This window comes from Actinomyces acetigenes, assembly GCF_031296635.1.
Classification (GTDB): Bacteria; Actinomycetota; Actinomycetes; order Actinomycetales; family Actinomycetaceae; genus Actinomyces; species Actinomyces acetigenes.
In genome coordinates this window covers 24,148-43,521 of the sequence record NZ_JASPFC010000024.1, presented here as the reverse complement: position 1 = coordinate 43,521, position 19,374 = coordinate 24,148, and the positions used below count along the sequence as shown (strand labels likewise).

Sequence of the window (19,374 nt, the reverse complement as noted above, 5' to 3'; positions counted from 1 at the left end):
TCCTGTGGACCCCGGCCGATGAGGCCGCCCAGTGGGCGCCGCCGCGAGCCGGGCTCGGACCGCAGGAGCCCGACCCCGGACAGGCACCCGCGGGCGGGGCGGTCGGCGGGCCGACGGTGGTCGGCGTGCTCATTGACCCGATGGCGCAGGGCGCGCACGCCGAGACCGATCTGGCGGCCCTGGGAGTGTTCGGGCAGCGCTACCTGGATCGCATCTACGCGGCCTACCACGAGGTCTCGCCGCTGGCGGAGGGCTGGCGCGAGCGGGTGGGCCTGCACTCCTGGCACATCATTATGATTCACGCCTTCCTCTTCGGCGGAGGCTATGGCGGGGAGGCGGTCGCCGTGGCCCGCCAGTACCTGTGAGCCGATGCCAGCCAGGACATCGCACCCATTTTGTCCGCCTGGGACGACTTTGAAACCGGCTAGAAGAAGAGCCGTCCGCGTTTGTGCTGGTCAAAGCAATTTGCCTGCGCGTCGACCAGCAGAGACGACGTCAAAGTCGTCCCATCTGGACACTTTTCGGGCTACGCGGCCCCGTAGGCTGGTCGGGTGAGACCTCGACGACGTCAACAGCGCCTGATGCGCGGGGTCGTGTACGCCCTCGTGCTGCTGGTGGTCATCGGCATGATCCTGGCGGTGGTGGGTCCGGCCCTCGCCAGCGCGGCTCCGACGGCGCCGGAATCCGGGGCGGCGCCTGCGTCCGATGCCACCTCGGCCTCGCGGCCGGCGCCGGTGGTCGTCCTGGCGACGAGCAATCTCACCTGGGCGGACCTGCGGGAGCAGGCCTCCCGCGGGGGCGCCGGTGAGGACTCCGGTTCCTCCGGCACCGGCTCGGCGGCCACCCACCTGCTGGCCTTCGCCTGGCGGGGCGAGCCGATGAACCTGTCCGTGCGCACCCCGGCAGACCGCACCTGCCCGGCCGACGCCTGGCTCACCCTGGGCAGGGGCAAGCGCGCGCGCGCCATCGAACCGGCCGCTTCCTGCACCGGCCCCACCACCGCGATCCCCCGCGACACCCCTCTGGCTGGGGCGCTCGGGCGCGACGTCTCGATCCGGGCCGTCGGCCCCGGCACACAGCTGGCCACGGGGGTACCGGGGGGCTCGCAGAACACGCCCGGCCCCTTGGTGCCGTCGGTGGCTGAGGCCCTGGCCGCTGACGCTGACCTCACGATCGTCGACACCGCCCGGGCCGCCTCCACCGACGCCGAGCGGATCGCCACCCTCGACGACGCCCTGCGCACGGTCCAGGAGCGGGCGCGCCCCGGCACCCGCATCATCATCGCCTCCCTGGCCGACGACGAGGCCCCCGGGCCCCAGATGGCGGTCCTGCCCGCGGGCACGAGGAGCGCGCGCGGCACCTCCGAGGGTCTTGTCGTCGGCGACTCCACGCACCAGCCGGGCCTGGTCCAGCTGACCGACCTCACCCCGACTCTCGTGTCCGCCCTGGCCGGCCGCCGTGACCCGGCCTTCGACGGCCAGGCGCTCACGCTGCCCCAGACCGGCCGCGCAGGCGTGGCAACGGCCGACACAAGCACCGCCACCGGGGACGCCCGCATCTCGCGGCTGGCCGACGACGCCCTGCACGCCCGCGCCTCCCAGGCCACGGTTATGCAGGCCAGCGCCCTGCTCATGGGGCTGACCGTGGCGCTCCTGGTCTGGGCGGCCGTCGCGCTGCGCGCCCCGAAGGCGAGCCGGCGCACGGCTCTCCGCCGCCTGGTCACGTGGGTGGCCGTCTACCTCAGCGGTCTGCCGACGGCGTTGCTGCTGGTCAATGCCGCCCCGTGGTGGCGTGTGGGGGCTCGGGCCGGTTCCCCCTCGGGATGGGCCTCGCTCGTCGCCATGGCCGCAGCCGCGCTGGCCGCGGCCGGGATCGTGGGACTGGCCGCCGGGATCGTGGCGCTGGCGCGACGGCGCCGACGGTCCCACTCCGCCGCCTCACCGCTTCCTTCGCCTTCAGCGCTCGGCGCCACGGGAGCCGCCGAGCCGGCCGGATCAGCCGACGCCCTCTGCGCCCGGGGGGAGGCCACGGCCGAGCCGCAACCGGACGAGGCCGGCGACCCCACCCCCTCCACGTCGGCGCCTGCACCCCGCAACGGGACGAGCCTGACAGCACTGCTGGTGGCGGCAGCGATCCCGCTGGCCTGGCTGGTCGACGCCGCTGCGGGCGCGCCCCTGGCCTTCAACAACCCACTGGGCATGAACGCCGTGGTGGCGGGTCGTTTCTACGGAGTGTCAAATACGGCTTTCGCACTGGCGGCCGGTGCGCTCATCGTCGTCATCACCGGTGTCTGGGCGGCGCTGGGCGGTGGGAGGCGGACCGCGCTGGTGGTGACGTCCCTGCTGGGCGGGGCGGCGCTGCTCGTTGATGGCGCCCCGCAGCTGGGCGCGGACGTGGGCGGCGCCCTGACGCTGGTGCCGACGCTGGCCTTCCTCGGGGCGGGCCTGGCAGGTCTGCGCCTGAGCTGGCGGCGCTGGCTGGCCATCGGGGCCGTAACGGTCCTGGTGGTGGGCGGGTTCGCCGTCATTGACCTCATCCGCCCCGGTGGGCCCACGCACCTGGGGCGCTTCGCCCGTCAGGTGGCCGACGGCTCGGCCGCAGGCGTGCTGGGGCGCAAGGCGTACGCGCTAGTCGGCCCCTTCATCACGAATCCGGTCATGGCAACGGCCCTGGGCTGCGCCGTGGCCTTCGTGGCTGCCGCCCTGTGGTGGGGGCGCCGGCAGGTGCGGGCCTGGCGCAACGGCACGAGCCCCTACGCCTGGCTCGCCTCCGCCGCCCACGGGGACATTCCGCGCGTTGGGGGACTGGAACCCTGTCCCCTCACGCGTGAACTGTCCCCCTCCGCACACTGGGCGTCGACGGCGCTGAAGTCCCTGGGGGTGCTGACGCTCGTGGCCGTCCTGGTCAACGACTCCGGTGTCACGATGGCCGGCTTCATCCTGGTGGCCGCCGCCCCTGCCCTGCTGGCGCTGACGCTGACCGGGAGCGAGTCGGCGCGCTAGCGCTCGGCCGTCTCCGAGGTGGCTTGCGATCCGTCACCATGGTGCGGCTTCTCGGCGGGCTCGACGTCGTCGTCAGCCTTGGGGGTCTGCGGCACGGCGCGGTAGGCAAAGAAGTGGTCCTGCTCAGCGGCCGCCTTCTCGAAGGAGGCGCGCGGCACGCGATGGCGGCGCAGCTTGCGCCGAGTCACAGCCCGCAGGACATCCTTGTACTGGGAGGCGCGGTGCATCGTGCCGGCCCGGTCGTTACCGGTGACGCGGTGGGTGATGTCGCAGGGGACCTCGATGACGGCGAGCCCGGCCACGAGGACGTCGATGGTCAGGCCGACCTCCACCCCCCAGCCGTCAGCCAGGGGCACCGCCTTCTCATAGGCCTCACGGCTCAGGCATCGCTGGCCGGACAGCGGCGCCACCGGCAGCCACCCGGTGGACAGCGAGATGGCCCGCCTGGCGGCGCGTACGACCCGGCCGCGGCCGCCGGCCCCGGACTGCTTGGGGGGAACCGCGATGGACATGTCGGCCACGCCGTCGATGACCGGAGGCACCAGCTCGGCACAGGAGGCGGCCGAGTCCCCCAGGTCGGCGTCGATGAACAGCAGCAGCCGGGCGGGACCGTCGGAGTAGTCACGCATGGCGACGACGGAGGCCCCGGTCTCCATGGCGGAGGCCTTCCCGCGCGAGACGGAGTGGCGGACCGTCACGGCCCCGGCGGCGCGGGCGTGGTCCTGGGTCCCGTCGGTCGAGCCGTCGTCGACGACGATGACAAGGTCCACTCGCGGGATGGAGCGGCAGGCCCGGACGGTGGTGGCGATGCGCTCAGCCTCATCCTTGGCAGGGATGACCACGGCAACGCGCTGGTCGGGCCGCTTGGTGGAACTCACTCCCCCAGGGTATCCAGAGTCTTGGCTTCCAGCCGATACCTGAGCGCCCCGTTATCGCGCACCTTTTTTGTGAGGCCCGTCAAGTTCTTCGATCTCGTGCGACACGGCGCGGGATCCTCAGGCTCCGCGAGCGGCGGACGCACGCCAGCCTGGCCCCGCGGGCGTCGTGCCAGTCATTGCGACACGCCGATGTGCCGCGAGAAGGACAACCACCCCACTCAGGCCTTCCTGAGCAATTTTGTGTCAAACCTTCAGCATGGGACAACGGTCCCCGGAGAAACTGAGAAATCTTGCAGCAATGAATCAGATTCCCTCATTCTGGCGCTAGAGTTGTCTGTTTCGGCATGTCACACCCGGTTCTCGTGGCACAGTGGAGACAAGGAGCCCGTCAACGGAGCCGGGTTCCGCTGGCGCATCTCGCGTCCTTCCGTGTGCCGGGGCGACTCCCCTGCCGCCCCGGCACGCCTTGGTCCTCACCGCAGGCCGCCCAACCCGCAGCATTCACCGCCCCCACTCATCAGCGCAGGCAGCGGGGCATTCACTAGGGCACCCACCCCACGCCGCCCTGCCTTCCGCCGACCTCTGGCGGGCGGGGGCGGACCAGAGCGCCGTCCACAAGTGCCCCGGGGCCCGACCGACGGCAGGGCCGGCCCCGGCAGCACCACCCCTGCACCCTTTGTGCAGGTCAGTGCAAGGCGCTTGCGAGCAGATCGAGCCCCACGCTGCCCAGGTCGATGCCCCGGTTGTGGAAGGCGCGCAGGTCCAGCTCGCCGCCCTCGGTGCGGGCCTGCGCCTGGGCGCGGCGCCGACCGGCCTGCCAGACCCGTTCCCCCACCGCGTAGGCCAGCGGCTGGGCCGGCCACCCCAGGTGCCGGGAGACCTCGAAACGCAGACGCCCCTCGGAGATCACGGTGTGGTGGCGCAGCACCGCGGTGACGGTCGCCCGGTTCCACTCGTGGCAGGCCCCCGGGAGGGCTGCGACGTCGTCGGGCACGGGGAGCCGGGAGTGGACTCCCAGGTCCACGAGGACGCGGGCCAGGCGCCAACGGCGTGCCGCCAGGCGGCCGAAGCGGTCCTCGGGCGTGGGCATGAGCCCGAACTCGTCGGCGAGGGACTCGGCGTACAGGCCCCAGCCCTCGTCGCACCCGGGCACGGAGCCCAGGTAGCGCTGCCAGGCGGTCAAGCGCGTGCTGGTGGCGTGCGCACCGACGTGGACGTGGTGCCCCGGGACCGACTCGTGCAGGATCGTGGTCCGCTCCTTCCACGGCCACACCAGCTGCTCGCCGTCGGCCAGGGAGCGCATGACGATGCCGGGCCGGCGCTCCCCGCCGGTACCGCGCGGCTCCTCGTAGTGGACCGCGCCGTCGCCGGGCTCCCCGAGGCGCACTCGGGGACGGCCCAGGCCGTCGGGCGGGTCGAGGATCCGGCCGACGACGGCGTCCCAGGCCTCGTCAGCCACCTCCTGTGCCCAGGTCGTGTAGTCCTCCGGGCGCAGGGCGCGGGTCGGGTCGGCGCGCAGGTGCCGGTTGAGGCTGCCGGCATTGGCGCCGGGTCCCAGGACGTCGACGGCGATGGCGTCCTGCTCGGCGATGACCCGCCCCAACTCCTCGGTAGCCCAGGCATAGGTCTCCTCGGGGTCGACCCGCGTGCCCAGGACGCGGCGCATCCACAGGGCGTGGCGCTGCGGGCCGACCCCCTCGGCCTGGGGAGCGCGAGGCGAGAGCGTCGTGCGCAGGTGCGAGGCGAAGTCCAACGCGGCGCGGCGGGCGACGATGTCGGCCTCCTGAAGCTGGACGTGCAGGGTGGCCGGCAGGTCCTCGGGCAGCGCCTGAGTGCGGCGCCGAGCGAGGTCGCGCGCCTGCCCGGCGACGACGTCGACCTGACTGAGCGGGGCGATCACACCGGCCTCGGCGGAGGCGGCCAGGGAGGCGGCCAGTCCCTCCAGGGCGGTGGGCAGCGCCTCCAGGCGGGTGCGGTGCAGGTTCCAGGCGTCCTCCCACTTGGCCTCGGCCTCGGCGAGGTCCGCCTCCTCGGAGCCGGCACGGTCGGGGGCCTCAGGGGGCCGATGCAGCTGACGGGCGATCTGCTGGAACGGCGAGGAGAGGAAACCGAGGTTGCCACCCTCCTCCCCGGCGGAGATGAACTGGATGGAGGTCTCCAGACGCTCCAGGAGGTGGCGGCGCAGGAGCTCGTCAGAGCCGGTCGAGTGGTCGACGGCGGCCACGCGGTGGCGCAGGGAGCGCTCGGCACTGAGACGCTCGACCAGCCCCGCGGGCGAGTAGTCGGGCAGGATGGTCCCGCCGGGCAGACCGGTGCGGGCGGCCGCCTCAGGGTCGTGGGCGCACAGGAGCAGGGCGTACTCGTCAGCAAGGTCACGCAGGACGACGCCGGCCGCCGCGGTCTCGGAAGGCGAGTGGACCGAGGAGCGGGTGACGGTCTGGGCGGAGGTGTGGGCGGCGGGCGCCGCGGAGGCTGCCGCCTCGACCTCATGCACGCTCAAGGGGGCGCCGGCCGTGCGGACGGCCCGCCAGGTTCCTGAGCTCGGGTAGTGCGGATGGACCGGTGGCCGCTCGGGCGGCCCGGTGCTCACCGGACTGGTGACGGGCACAGGCGTGACGTCCGCCGTGCCTGCGGGGGCGTCCTGCGTGCGGGAGCCGGTCGAAGGTGCAGCAGGTTCGGCGGGAAAGTACTTAGAGGGGTGATCGGTCATCACAACAGGCCTTTCGCTTCACTCACCGCATGGCGTGCGGGCCCGGCGGCGACATTGCCGTTTCACCAGGGTGCCAGGAAGCGGAACAAAGGTCCATAGGCATCGCAGATCTGACGGCGAAGAAGATTGGATAGTTGATAGGCGCCTCGCCCTGCTTGAAGGCGGCGGGCGCGGGTAGGAACTGGTACTGGTCTGACCCCGAGGTGCGAGGCTCTACGACGAGCCCGGACCGGAACCTCGGCCTCGGATGCGGGGAGCCGGGGCTCCCCCTCCGACCGACACGGGCGCCCGAGGGCGCGGGCCGGGATCAGCGAGTGGCTACTGGGTAGCGGTCGAGAGGCGTCGATGGCGGCCAGCCGATGAGCAGGGGCGCAGCAGACTGACACGCATGGCCGTCGACCGCGGCGCGCAGCCGCAAACGGTACGGGTCATCAGTGCTCCTCTCATCCTGGACGGGCCGAGGCACCCCGGCGTGGAGCGCTCGTCGCACGCTCATCGCGCCGTGATGGACATGATTGAAGGACGCGGCGCCGGTGGTGTCAAGGATCTGCGGTCGAGGTTCACCCATACCGATATCTGCGCAGGTCAGAGGCACTCTCGGAAGTTCGCCGACGTCGTTGCGCTACCGCCATTGGCAACGTTAACAAGGTGTTCGTCCACCCTCTGAGCGCCACCCCTTGGATCCTGCATCGACCACATGCTGGTCGTTCAGGGTTGACAGCGGCAGTCGGACCGTGGCGCCCCATGACTTCTGAGGGCTTCAGCTGTCATGGCACCTACAACACAGATGGACAGCCTGCCTGGGCGTCGAGACTGCGTGAGCACGTCACCGAAGGGGTGCACATCGCCACTATCTCGGGAGTCGAAGACCCCGACCTGCCGGCACCCCAACAGTCCCGGCACCTCTCCCCACCTTGACAGATAGGTTAACTAAGTTAACCTATCTAGTGTGAAGATAGACCGGCGCAGCACGGACACCCGTCAGCGACTCATCGACACTACCCTGGACCTCATCGAGACCCACGGCTGGAGCGAGGTGACGCTGGGCGGCGTGGCTCGTGCGTGTCAGGTGACCACACCCGCCTGCTACAAGCACTTCCCGTCCAAGACCAGCCTCTTCGAGGCTGCGGCGCGTCAGCTGTCCACCTCGCTGGGCGAGCGTGCCGTCCCCCTGATCCAGGATGATCCGATCGAGTCGCTCGTCGGCATCGGCTCCCTCCTGGTAGACCTGGCCACCGAGCACCCGCGACTCTTCGAGTTCAATCAGGTCAGCCCCGCGGCCATCGCCGCGCTCGACCGATTAGAGGAGCACCCGCTGCTGGCGCTGACCCGTGGCGAGGTGGAGCGCCTGGCCGCACAGCGAGGAACCGAGCCGGAACCGCTTCACCTTCTGGTGTGGTCCTGCCTTCAGGGCTACACCCAGCTCATCGCCGCCGGCGCCACCGACGCTGACGCCGCCTTCATCCGCGCAGCCCTGCGCGCCATCGTCACGATTGGAGATAACTCATGACCGCCAAGAACACCCTCAAGACAACGGGCAAGCGCACCCTCATCGTCTACGCCCACCCCTACGACGGCTCCTTCAACCACGCCGTGCTCGAGTCCGCCACCTCCGCCCTGGACAAGGCCGGCCAGCCCTACGACGTCGTCGACCTCTACGCCGACGGCTTCGACCCGCGCTACACCGCCGAGGAGCTGGCCCTGTTCAGCGAGGGCGGCACGCTGGACCCGCTGGTGAGCCACTACCAGAAGCTCATCGAGGGCGCCTCGCGCATTGTCTTCATCTGCCCGATCTGGTGGAGCGAGGTGCCCGCCATCGTCAAGGGCTTCGTGGACAAGGTCATGAAGCAGAACTGGGCCTACCACGCGACGGCCTCCGGGGTGAAGGGCCACCTCACCCACATCCAGCAGGTGCTGGTACTCACCACCTCAACCGCCCCGACCTGGTTCCTGCGCCGGTTCTGCGGCAACTACGTCAGCTCGGTGTTCCTGGGCGCCGCCCTCAAGCAGCTGGGCATGCGCGGACGGAGCTGGGTCAACTTCGGCAAGGTGGGCAAGGCCGGCCGACGCCAGCACAAGAAGCACCTCAAGCACGTCGCCCGCCTCGTGGTGAAGTGAGGGATGAGCACCACCGAGCCGGGCATTTTTCGCGTAGCCCAACAGAAATTCCGTAGGGCTACGCGAAAAATGCCCGGCTCGACGAGAAAGGGTCAGAGGTTGACCTGCCGGGAGATGATGCCGGCCTTGGCGCGGCGGACCTCGGGGCTCAGGGGGCTGGCGTCGGCCAGTGCGGCCTCCAGGCGCTTACCCATGGCCTGCAACGGCTTGGTGAGCTCGTCGGCCTCCGTGCCGGGGACGAGCTCCCACACCGGGATGGCCAGGCCGTTGGCCCGGAAGGCGCCGACGAAACGCGCCCCCTCCTCCAGGTCGGACTCGCGCGCGGCGTGAATGCGGGCGAAGGCGTTGAAGAACTCGTCCTCATCCTCCCCGCGCACCCAGCGCACGAACTCCTTGGCGCCCAGTCGGCACCAGTAGGCGTGCTCGACGCCGGGCACGGGCCGGGTCGGGGCGATCTCCTCCTTGGCGCGCTCGATGGCCTCCTCAATGACCTGGCGGGCCTGCGCGTCACCGGCCCCGGCCTGCGGGTCGATCCAGAAGTCGAAGGTCTCGCGCACGGAGACCACCGGCGCCTCACTGGTGTCGAGGATGTCCTGGAGGCGCGGGCCGGGCTCGGGCAGACCGTCGGTGCGCAGGGCCTGGCCCTCGGGCAGCTCGAGGGTGGCCAGGACGGCGGCGGCGACGTCGCGGGAGGCGTCCCCGGAGTGCATGGAGGTCTGCATGGCCACGAGGACCTCACCGTCGGAGCGCTTAAGCCCCTGGACGAACTCGGGCAGAAGCGTGACGAGCTGGATCTGCTTGCCCCCGTACTCCTTGGTCAGGCGCACGGTGGCCGTGGCGGCCGGGATGATCTGGGCCATCGCCACGAGGTCCTCCTCGGCCGGCAGACCGGCGAAGGGGCGGGCGACGAACTCGATGCTCTGTTTGCGGGGCTTGGCCGACGCGGCGGCCGGACGGCGCCCGTGGCGCTTCTTCTTCGACATGCCCGTCAGCCTACCGGCCGCGTGGCGCCCCACCGAGGTCGACGGCGGCCCGTCGCCACCCCATGACGCGCCTCACGACGGCCCGCGGCAGCTCGCACCTCCCGTCGAGGCCCGCCGCCGGTGGGCGAGCGCCGAGGCACTCCCCCCACCTCAGAAGCTCGAGGAGGAGCCCGACCCGGAGAAGCCGCCACCGCCGCTGTAGCCGCCGGAGAAGCTGCTTCCCGAGAAGCTGGAGCCGGAGCTGCTCGACGGCGTGTAGGAGGAGGCCGAGCTGTACCCCACCACCAGGTCGGAGACCGGGGTGAAGGAGCTGAAGGACCCTCCGGCGCCGACACCCGAGCCGGATGAGCTGATGGCGGAGATGGCCGGGGAGGAGGGGTTGAGGCGGATCGTCGAGTGCGGGTTGTAGCTGCCGTGTCCCCCGCCCAGGTACCAGTAGCCGGCGTAGAAGGCGTCATTGGAGGAGCGCGAGTCGTAGCGTCGACGGCGCTCGTCGGCGTACCTGGAGGTGTCGGCGTCAATGGCCTCGCGCGCGAGCCGGGCGGCCCTCGTCTTCGTCTCGTCGGCGATCTTGTCGAGCTCGTCGAGAGCGGCCGAGGGCTGGAGCGAACCGTTCTCCAGATCGGAGGTCATCACGTCCAGGCGCTGCTTGCAGGAGTGAACCCACTCCCGCTCCTCCTTGGAGCGCTCCGGGATCGCGCCCCTGTTGGCGACGACGGAGCTGTCGATCTGGTGGCACAGCCTCCGCAGCGACTGCAGGTCCTCCAGGACCGGCCCCTGCTCGTTGCTCCAGACGTGGTCCCAGCCGTGGGACCGGCTCAGGAAGGTGGCGGTGTTGGCGATGACGTCGTCGAGGGAGTCCAGGAGCTCGGAGCGCTTCTTCAGCTCGGTGGCCCGTCCCAGCACCGACATGCCGAACCACTGGGTGCGGTAGGGGCTGCCGAAGTCCTGCCAGGAGCGGGTGACCTTCTCATACTCGCTGCGGAACCACCGGTAGCGGGCCATGACCTGGGCCCCGTGCGGCTCATCCTCGGGGATCGTGCCGGCCAGGAGCTCGGTGGTCTCGTAGTCGTGGGTGACCTGCGAGTAGTGGCGCAACGCCTCACGCGCCCGGCGTCGCGCCGTGAAGCCGCGCCACAGGTAGTACACGAGCCAGGCGAGGCCCACGAGTGCCGAGATCCCGGGCAGGATGTAGGTCGTGCCCACGTCACCGCCTCCGGGCCGGCCGATGATGTCGGCGGCCTTGGCCGCCATGGAGACGGTGCCCCCGTACCAGTCGGCCTGGCGGTACTGGTTCTTGGCGGCGTCCTGGATGGCGGCCTGCTGCTCCAGGGGGACTGCGACGTCCTCACCGAAGTAGCAGCCGACCTTGCGCGCCTCCGGGGCGACCGCCAGGATCACCAGGCCGTCGCTCCAGTAGTTGGAGTTCGACGTCGAGATCCACGGGACCTCAGTGTCGCTGGCGTGCGAGCGGGCGTACTCCAGCACCGAGTCGTTGAGGTTGTCGACGTCCCAGCCCGGGACCGTGAGCACGGCGACGTGGACGTCCCGACGGAAGCGCATCGCCTGGATCTCCTTGGCCAGTGGCTCGCTCTGAAGCACCCCGGCCTCGTCGTGAACCTCCACGCTGGGGTGATGGCTCTCCCCGAAGGGCCAGATGACCATGATCGGCAGTACGGCGATGAGGGCCAGGCTCACCACCACGTTGGCGACGAAGGCCGTCACCGACCAGATTCCACCGAGCCCGACGACGCCGGACTGTTTCATGTGCCTCATCAGCACTTCCTTTTCCTTGCGTGGGCCCGGCGTTCGAGGCGTGCCGACGTCAATACCCTGGGAAGGTCCCGTCCCCAAGATATCCCACACCGACATTCAGGGACCGACGCGGGCCGGCGTATCCGACAGGCGCGACGGTTCCCCCCACAGCGCCAGAGCTGACCGGGTTCCAGTAGCCGGCGTTCCTCCAGGGGCCGACGACGCCCCGCAGGCTGCGGGTACTCGGGCGGAGGGAGGCTTCGGCGTCGAGAGAGTTGAGGCGCGGCACCGCACCGGTCACGCGGGCTGCCAGGCCGCTCCCCGCCCGGCGGGCATCGGCCGCTATCCAGGCGAGCTCGTCGAGCGCCGCCGAGGGCTGCAGCAAGCCGGCTGACAGCTCCGCGGTCATGTCGCTGAGGCGCTGGTGGTGGGCCCGAACCAGCTCGCGCGCCTCCGCCGTGCCGCAGGAGGTGAACGCGCAGGAGTCGATCCACTGACACTGGCCCAGGAGCAGGTTGAGCTCATGAAGAACCGGTTGCTGCTCCTCGTGCCAGAGCCTCTCCCAGTTGGAGGACAGGCTCAGGAACGCGGCGTTGCTGGCGATGATGTCGTCGGTCGAGTCCAGTGCGGCCGAGCGCCGCTTGATCTCACAGACCCGTTGGAACACTCCCGGTTCGAACCACTGGGCGCCCCGGGGGCTGCCGAGGTCCTGCCAGGAGCGGGTCAGGCTCTCGTACTCGTCGCGGAACCAGCGGTAGTGGGCCATGACGCGGGCGCCGCGGGTCTCGCCTTCAGGGATGAGTCGGGCATGGAGCTCGGTGGCCTCGTAGTCGTAGGTGACCCGCGCGTAGTGCCGCAGCGCCTGCTCGAACATGCACCGTGCGGAGAAACCGCGCCACAGGTAGTAGGTGATCCCGCCGGCACCGACAATGGCCAGGAGCATCAAGACGGGTAGGAGGCCAGGCGCCCAGGCCGCCGCAGCCACCGGTGAGAGCGCGGCCGCCAGGCCCGCCGTCATGATGGTGCAGAAGAACAGCAGCGAGCGGATCCCTCCGAGGCGGACGACGAGAGGAAGGCGCATGGGCGGCATCTTCTTCCTCTCAAAACCTCGACGCGGAGTCCTGGTCGGATGGTGGCTCAGTGGCCACCAGCCGTGCCTCATCCTTACCCGCGGTCACACCGCTTGCCATGGGGAGAGCAACACGGGGGCAGCCGACCTGGCCTCCCGCAGTCATCCGGGTGGGCCTGGCCTGTACTGCACGAGGGTCGGGTGTCACTGGGGGAGAGTTGTGCGTACTGCACGAAGGCCCCACCTACGCGCAGTACGCACAACCCCTGGCCAGGACACCCCGACCCTCGTTGAGTAGGTCGGGACCGGCTCAGGACCGGGCGGCGATGGCCTCGATCTCGACACCGGCCCCCAGCGGCAGGGCGGCCACCCCGAAGGCGGCCCGGGCCGGGAGGGTCTCGCCGGTGAAGTAGCGGGCGTAGACCTCGTTGACGGCGGCGAAGTCGGCGATGTCGGCGAGCAGGACCGTGGTCTTGACGACGTCGTCGTAACTGAGGCCGGCCTCGGCCAGGATGGCGCCCACGTTCTTGAGGACCTGCTCAGCCTGGGCCTGGATGTCGCCCTCGACGAGCGCGCCGGTGGCCGGGTCGAGCGGCACCTGCCCGGAGACGAAGACGAGCGAGCCGGCCTCCTGACCGGTGGAGACGCCCTGGGAGTAGGGGCCGACGGCGGCTGGGGCGTTGGTCGTGGCGATACGGCTGGCGGTCATGGTTCCTCGTTCCTGCTGGACGCTGGGGGTCGGCCGCGTCCCCGGTGAGCGGGGCGGCGGCCCGGGTGGCAGCGCAGTAGCGCCGACGCCCGGGCCAGACTACCCATGTCCTGCGCACCACCTGCTTCTTAACCTCTGAGGCAGCCGGCCATTCTCAAGCCGACGCCTCCCTGCTGCTCCCACGTATGAAGGACCGCCATGAAGCTGCCCAGCATCCCCTCGCGCGATGACCTGGCCTCCCAGGCCCGCGGCCTCGCCAGTCAGGCCGCCTCCGGTGCCGCCAAGGCAGCCGACACGGTGTCCCGGGCAGCGGCCGACACGGGCCGGGCAGCTGCCCGCACGGCCGCCCAGACCTCCCAGCGTCTCGGCGTCGACCAACTTCCGGGCCTGTCCGGCCTGTCCCGGCTGGCACAGGATGACGGAGCCCAGGTCGACGTCGACGCCGGGCCGCGGATCACGGGCACCCCCTTCGCCCGGACCCTCGCCACCGCCTTCGCCGCCCACCCTCACACGCGCAGTGCCGGGAGCTACTTGATGGGCACCTCCCCCATGCGCACCGGCCTTCGTATGGGGGGCCGCGAGCGCAAGCGGCTCAAGAACCACGGCTTCACCCCCGAGACCACCGGCGCCACCGGCGCGCCCAAACTCGATGTCGCCGAGCTCATCCACGTGCACGGCCGTCGCATTCCCAACATCATGCGAAACGCCTCGTCACGGTTCTTCAAGCGCAGTGTCCGCAGAGTACTTGACGTGGGCTCGGCCACCGGCTCGCTGCACTGGATCAGCGTCTCGGAGCAGGAGCAGGCCCGGGGCGCCATGGGGTGGACGCGCCTGTGCGTGGACACCGATCAGGGCCGTCGGTTAGCCGCGCAAAGGGAGGACTGTCACCTCGATATCGTCATCGCGTCAGTGGGCCAGGCCCCCAGTGAGTACGACGCCGACATGGCCGGCCTCCTGCCGCAGGGACTACCGGCCGAGGCCTGGCAGGCCCTGACCGCCGACCCGACCCGCCCGGTGAAGCGCCTGCACCTGCTGGGTCAGGATCGCGTCGCGGTGGACACCGGCGCGGACACCTACGCGCTCTTCCACGACGTGCCCCACCCAGTGCGTGGCTCGCTGCTCATCGTGGGCAACCGGGCGAGGCGGGCCGAGCTGTGGCTGACGGACCGCGAGAACGCCGACATCGACTCTTTCATGTCTTTCGCAGAAACGCTCACAAACCTGCTCGAACTGTTCCTGATCTTCCCCTGACGCCGAGGAGAAGCGCCCCGCAGCACCCGCCACCGCAGGTCTCATCCCGCCACCTGGGACCTACGGCACTTCCGTACGGGCCTTCGCGGCGAGTCCTCCCACGGCGTCGTCGTCGGGCGGCATCCCAGCCTCGCCGACCGGCGCGTCCCAGCCTCGAAGCGCCCGTTGTTTCGCACAGCGAAACGGGCTGATCCAACCAGTGGCACGTGACACACTGTGCCCATGCACGCACGCGCAGGACAGCCAGCACAGCCCGAAGACCTCATCGACGTCGACGAGGTCGTCTCCGCCTACTACGACCTCGTCCCCGACCCCGCTATCCCGGCCCAGAAGGTCGTCTTCGGTACCTCCGGGCACCGCGGCTCCTCTCTGGACACCGCCTTCAACGAGGCCCATATCGTGGCCACGACCGCCGCCATCGTCGAGTACCGCCGCTCCCAGGGCACCGACGGCACCCTCTACCTGGGCCGGGACACGCACGCCCTGTCCGAGCCGGCCTGGCGCACCGCCGTCGAGGTGCTCGCCGGGGCCGGAGTGACCACCGCCGTCGACGCCCGTGGCGCCTACACGCCCACCCCGGCCGTCTCGCACTCCATCCTCCTGGCCAACGGCGCCGGGACCGAGGCGGGGGTGCGCACGAGCGGGCCCGGCCTGGCCGACGGCATCGTGGTGACCCCCTCCCACAACCCGCCGCGCGACGGCGGCTTCAAGTACAACCCGCCCACCGGCGGCCCGGCCGGCTCGGAGGCCACCACGTGGATCGCCAACCGCGCCAACGAGCTGCTCGCCTCCGGGTGGCAGGACGTCCCGCGCGTCCCGGTCGCCGAGGCGCTCGACGGCCCCCACGTCATCAAGCACGACTACCTGGAGACCTACGTCGCCGACCTGGAGAGCGTCATCGACCTCGAGGCGATCCGCAAGGCCGGCGTGCGCATCGGGGCCGACCCGCTGGGCGGCGCCTCGGTGGACTACTGGGGCGCGATCGGTGAGCGCTACGGCCTGGAGCTCACGGTGGTCAACCCCGAGGTGGACCCGGCCTGGCACTTCATGACCCTGGACTGGGACGGCAAGATCCGCATGGACTGCTCCTCCCCCAACGCCATGGCCTCGCTGCGCTCGACAATGACGCCCGACGCCGAGGGCAAGACCCCCTACGACGTCGCCACCGGGAATGACGCCGACTCCGACCGCCACGGCATCGTCACCCCCGACGGCGGGCTGATGAACCCCAACCACTTCCTGGCCGTGGCCATCGAGTACCTCTTCACGCACCGGCCCGACTGGCCCGCCGGGGCCGCCGTCGGCAAGACGCTGGTCTCCTCCAGCCTCATCGACCGGGTGGCCGCCGCGATCGGGCGCACCCTCATCGAGGTGCCGGTGGGCTTCAAGCACTTCGTGCCCGGGCTGCTCGACGGCTCCATCGGCTTCGGCGGCGAGGAGAGCGCGGGAGCCTCCTTCCTGCGCAAGGACGGCACCGTGTGGACCACGGACAAGGACGGCATCATCATGGCCCTGCTGGCCAGCGAGATCATCGCCGTCACTGGCAAGTCCCCCTCCCAGCTGCACGAGGAGCAGGTGGAGCGCTTCGGCGCCAGCGCCTACGCTCGTATTGACGCCGCCGCCTCCAAGGAGGAGAAGGCCAAGCTGGCCGCCCTGACCCCCGAGGACGTGACCGCCACCGAGCTGGCCGGCGAGGAGATCACTGCCCGGCTGGTTGACGCGCCCGGCAACGGGGCCCCCATCGGCGGCCTCAAGGTCGCCACCCAGGACGCTTGGTTCGCCGCGCGCCCCTCGGGCACGGAGGACGTCTACAAGATCTACGCCGAGTCCTTCAAGGGCGCCGACCACCTGGCCCAGGTGCAGCAGGAGGCCAAGAAGGTGGTCGCCGCGGCCCTGGGCGACTGACGGCCACCCCACCGAGCCGGGCATTTCTCGCGTACCCCGACAGAATTTCTGTAGGGCTACGCGAGAAATGCCCGGCTCGGCGTCTGTCTGCCTCCCTTCCCGCACGCGCAGGATGTCCCCGGCCAGCGCCGGGGGCAAGCGATTAAGGTGAGGGCGTGAGCCAGTCACGCCCGTCGAGGCCGTCCAAGCACCACGTCGAGCACTCCTCCGCGCCTTCCGACCCCGCGCCTTCCGCGTCCTCCGCGCCCACCGGCTCCCCAACGAGCCCGGCGGCCGCGTCGGCCGACCAGGCCCTGACGTCGTCCGGCACTACCTCGCCGCGCCGCGCCCCCTCTCAGCAGTCCCGCCCCGGCCCGCAGGACGACATCATGCTGGCCACCGGCAGGCCCCGGCAGGCCGAGCGACCCAAGCCCCCCACCCAGGAGCAGATCCGCCGTCAACCTGGCCGCAAGGCCTGGGTGCCCAACCAGCACGGGGCCTGGTCGATGCTGGTGCTACCGCCGATCGTCGGCTGGGTGGTGGGCGGCTTCAGCTGGGTGAACCTCCTGTTCCTTCCCACCTGGTGGGGCAGCTACCTCACCTACTGGTCCTGGTCGCAGTGGCTGCGTACCCGCTCGGCCCGCAAACGCGCCCTCATCATGCTGCCGCTCCTGGTCTACACCGGCTGGACGGCCTCCCTGGCCCTCATCACCCTGCTGGTGGCGCCCTACCTCATCCAGTGGGCGGTGCCGCTGGCGCCACTGTTCGTCATCGCACTGCACCAGGTGTGGCGCGGTCATGAGCGCTCACTGCTCTCGGGGCTGTCGACGACGACGGCCGCCTCCCTCATGGCCGCTGTTACCTACAGCCTGGCGGTGCGCGGCGACGGTGGCTTCCTGGGCCTGGGGACACCGAGCTCTCCCCTGCCGGGGGCCTCCCCCAGCGGCGCCCTGACGGGCTGGACCTGGATGTGGCTGGTCACCGCGCTGACGGCCGCCTACTTCGGCGGAACCGTGCCCTACATCAAGTCGATGATCCGCGAGCGCTTCAACTACACGCTACTGGCCGGCACGGTGGCGGCGCACGCGCTGGTGGCGGTGGTGACGTGGGGGCTGGCGTCATCGGGGATGCTGCCGTGGGGGCACGCCGTCCTGTGGGTGGTGCTGACCGTGCGGTCGCTGGTCATGCCGCTGTGGCAGTGGCAGCTGGTGCGCACGCGCCACCGCCCGCTGCGCCCGGGGACGATGGGCGTCGTCGAGGTCGTCATGTGCGTGGCCTTCCTGGTGACGATCTCGGTGTGACCAGGCCTGCGACGACGCCGTAGCCCGCCCTGCCTTCTCCGGCGGGTCTCAGTGCTTGGCGCGCCAGGCGGCCGCGGCGGCCAGGACCCTCTCGTTGTCCGACGTCGTCCCGACCGAGACCCGCACGCCCTCACCTGCGAAGGGCCGCACGAGGATGCCTGCGGCGCGGAAGTGCTCGGCCAGCGCCGTCGTCTCGGGCCCCACGCCGAGCCAGAAGAAGTTGCCCTGGGCCTCAGGCACCTGCCAGCCCTGGGTACGCAGGGCGTCCACGACCCGGTCGCGCTCGGCGGCGACGGCGGCCGAGCGCTCGGCGGTGCGGGCCAGCTCGGCCTCCCCCAGGGCGGCGGTGGCGGCGGCCTGCGCGGGCAGGTTGACCCCGAAGGGCGTGGCCACGGAGCGGATGGCGGCGGCCAGGCCCGGGGCGCACACGAGGTAGCCCACGCGCATCCCGGCCAGGGCGTGGGCCTTGGAGAAGGTCCGTGAGACCACGAGGTTGGGGGCCCCGGCCAGGAGGGTGAGAGCGTCGCCGGCCCGCGGGTCGGTGACGAAGTCGAGGTAGGCCTCGTCGATGAGGACGACGACGTCGCGCGGCACCCCGGCCACGAGCTCGGCCAGCTCCTCGGCGGTCAGGATCGTGCCGGTGGGGTTGTTGGGGGTGCAGGCCATGACCACGCGGGTGCGGGGGGTGATGGCCGCCAGCATGGCGGGCACGTCGTGGCGGGCGTCGGGGGTCAGCGGGACGCGCACGGCCCGGGCCCCGGCGACGGCCACGCAGATCGGGTAGGCCTCGAAGGATCGCCAGGGGATGACGACCTCGTCGCCGGGCTGGCAGACGGCGTCGAGCAGGTGCTGGATGAGGGCGACCGAGCCGTTGCCGACGACGACCTGCTCGGCCTCTACGCCCCACCGACGGGCGAGGGCCTGCGTGAGGCTCTCCCCGGTCATCTCCGGGTAGCGGTTGACCCCACTGGCGGCGCGGGTGATGGCCTCGATGACCACGTCCTGGGGCGGGTAGGGCAGCTCGTTGGAGGAGAGCTTGGCGATCTGCGCCGCAGCCGCGGCGTCGGGCCGGGCTCCGGGCACGTAGGCGGGCAGGGCGGCGACGTCGGGGCGGATGCGCACCGTCGTCGAGGGGGCGGCCTGCGAGCCCGCGGCGGGGGCCGCCGGCCTGGGTCCGCCGGGAACTGGGGTCGCTGCAGGAGTCATGCCCCCATCTTGGCACCGGCACAGGTTGCCCAGGCACAATGGAGCCATGGAAATCGTGGCACGAACTATCGGAAACGCGGCTGGCCTGTGGCTGGCCACGCGCCTGCTGTCCGGACTGAGTGTGCCCGAGGGGGTGGGTACCTCCCGCATGTGGCTGAACCTGTTGGTCCTGGGCCTGGTGCTGGCGCTGGTGAACTCGCTCATCAAGCCGGTGGCGAAGTTCCTGGCCTTTCCGCTCTACATCGTCACCTTCGGGCTGTTCGCCCTGGTGGTCAACGGCGCGATGCTCTCGTTGACGGGCTGGCTCACCGACCACATCGCGGCACTGGGCGCCGGCGGGTCGGTCCCGCTGGGGCTGGAGGTGGCCTCCTTCGGTTCGGCGGTGGCCGGTTCGATCATCATCTCGGTGATCTCCTCGATCATCGCCGCGATGCTCGTGCGCCACGAGGACTGAGACCGACGACGCCGGAGGTGCGCCGGACGGCTCAGCTGATGCCGGCACATGTCA

Annotated in this window: 15 protein-coding genes; 8 read left to right on the top strand and 7 right to left on the bottom strand. The window is 71.0% G+C overall.

All coding sequences use genetic code 11. The features are described 5' to 3' along the window. On the top strand, nt 1-365 hold a 365-nt coding region (locus tag RIV14_RS09900), incomplete at its 5' end, for a fructosamine kinase family protein (protein ID WP_309325166.1). 216 nt (nt 366-581) lie between these two features. Beyond that, a complete protein-coding gene (locus RIV14_RS09895; RefSeq protein ID WP_075373407.1) occupies nt 582-3,002 on the top strand; it encodes a hypothetical protein in 2,421 nt (806 codons plus the stop codon). Here RIV14_RS09895 and RIV14_RS09890 read toward each other — a convergent pair. Both RIV14_RS09890 and RIV14_RS09885 read right to left on the bottom strand, forming a co-directional pair. Next, nucleotides 2,999-3,880 (bottom strand): glycosyltransferase family 2 protein, encoded by an 882-nt coding sequence (locus tag RIV14_RS09890; protein WP_075373408.1) that lies wholly within the window; start codon nt 3,878-3,880, stop codon nt 2,999-3,001. The genes RIV14_RS09895 and RIV14_RS09890 overlap by 4 nt on opposite strands. A gap of 685 nt (nt 3,881-4,565) precedes the next feature. Then, complete coding sequence (locus RIV14_RS09885; RefSeq protein WP_256699371.1) at nt 4,566-6,590, bottom strand: DUF885 domain-containing protein; 2,025 nt, start codon at nt 6,588-6,590, stop codon at nt 4,566-4,568. 949 nt (nt 6,591-7,539) lie between these two features. Between RIV14_RS09885 and RIV14_RS09880 the strand changes: the two genes are divergently transcribed. Then, nucleotides 7,540-8,100, top strand: coding sequence for a TetR/AcrR family transcriptional regulator (locus tag RIV14_RS09880; RefSeq protein WP_070662429.1), 561 nt, complete (start codon nt 7,540-7,542; stop codon nt 8,098-8,100). After that, a complete protein-coding gene (locus RIV14_RS09875; protein ID WP_075373410.1) occupies nt 8,097-8,708 on the top strand; it encodes an NAD(P)H-dependent oxidoreductase in 612 nt (203 codons plus the stop codon). Before RIV14_RS09880 ends, RIV14_RS09875 begins: the two co-directional genes overlap by 4 nt. Nucleotides 8,709-8,800: 92 nt before the next feature. Here the strand turns inward: RIV14_RS09875 and RIV14_RS09870 are convergent, their stop codons facing one another. From RIV14_RS09870 to RIV14_RS09855, 4 genes are all read right to left on the bottom strand, one after another. Next, a complete protein-coding gene (locus tag RIV14_RS09870; RefSeq protein WP_075373411.1) occupies nt 8,801-9,691 on the bottom strand; it encodes a DUF5926 family protein in 891 nt (296 codons plus the stop codon). A gap of 150 nt (nt 9,692-9,841) precedes the next feature. Next, nucleotides 9,842-11,467, bottom strand: a complete 1,626-nt coding sequence (locus tag RIV14_RS09865) for a DUF5129 domain-containing protein (RefSeq protein ID WP_075373412.1) — start codon at nt 11,465-11,467, stop codon at nt 9,842-9,844. A gap of 49 nt (nt 11,468-11,516) precedes the next feature. Beyond that, nucleotides 11,517-12,536, bottom strand: a complete 1,020-nt coding sequence (locus RIV14_RS09860; protein WP_075373413.1) for a DUF5129 domain-containing protein — start codon at nt 12,534-12,536, stop codon at nt 11,517-11,519. A 289-nt stretch (nt 12,537-12,825) separates the two neighbouring features. Continuing rightward, a complete protein-coding gene (locus RIV14_RS09855; protein ID WP_075373414.1) occupies nt 12,826-13,224 on the bottom strand; it encodes a RidA family protein in 399 nt (132 codons plus the stop codon). 198 nt (nt 13,225-13,422) lie between these two features. Here RIV14_RS09855 and RIV14_RS09850 point away from each other — a divergent pair, with 198 nt between their 5' ends. The 3 genes from RIV14_RS09850 to RIV14_RS09840 all read left to right on the top strand — a co-directional run bounded on the left by RIV14_RS09850 (nt 13,423) and on the right by RIV14_RS09840 (nt 17,660). Beyond that, nucleotides 13,423-14,475, top strand: a complete 1,053-nt coding sequence (locus tag RIV14_RS09850) for a hypothetical protein (protein WP_075373415.1) — start codon at nt 13,423-13,425, stop codon at nt 14,473-14,475. A gap of 222 nt (nt 14,476-14,697) precedes the next feature. Beyond that, nucleotides 14,698-16,380, top strand: a complete 1,683-nt coding sequence (pgm, locus tag RIV14_RS09845; RefSeq protein WP_075373416.1) for a phosphoglucomutase (alpha-D-glucose-1,6-bisphosphate-dependent) — start codon at nt 14,698-14,700, stop codon at nt 16,378-16,380. A 155-nt stretch (nt 16,381-16,535) separates the two neighbouring features. Next, a complete protein-coding gene (locus RIV14_RS09840) occupies nt 16,536-17,660 on the top strand; it encodes a YwiC-like family protein (RefSeq protein ID WP_178387913.1) in 1,125 nt (374 codons plus the stop codon). Between the two features lie 48 nt (nt 17,661-17,708). Here RIV14_RS09840 and hisC read toward each other — a convergent pair whose 3' ends face one another. After that, nucleotides 17,709-18,866 (bottom strand): histidinol-phosphate transaminase, encoded by a 1,158-nt coding sequence (hisC, locus tag RIV14_RS09835; RefSeq protein ID WP_075373418.1) that lies wholly within the window; start codon nt 18,864-18,866, stop codon nt 17,709-17,711. A gap of 46 nt (nt 18,867-18,912) precedes the next feature. On the opposite strand from hisC, the gene RIV14_RS09830 reads away from it, so the two are divergent. After that, nucleotides 18,913-19,320, top strand: coding sequence for a phage holin family protein (locus RIV14_RS09830; protein ID WP_075373419.1), 408 nt, complete (start codon nt 18,913-18,915; stop codon nt 19,318-19,320). Nucleotides 19,321-19,374: the final 54 nt, after the last annotated feature.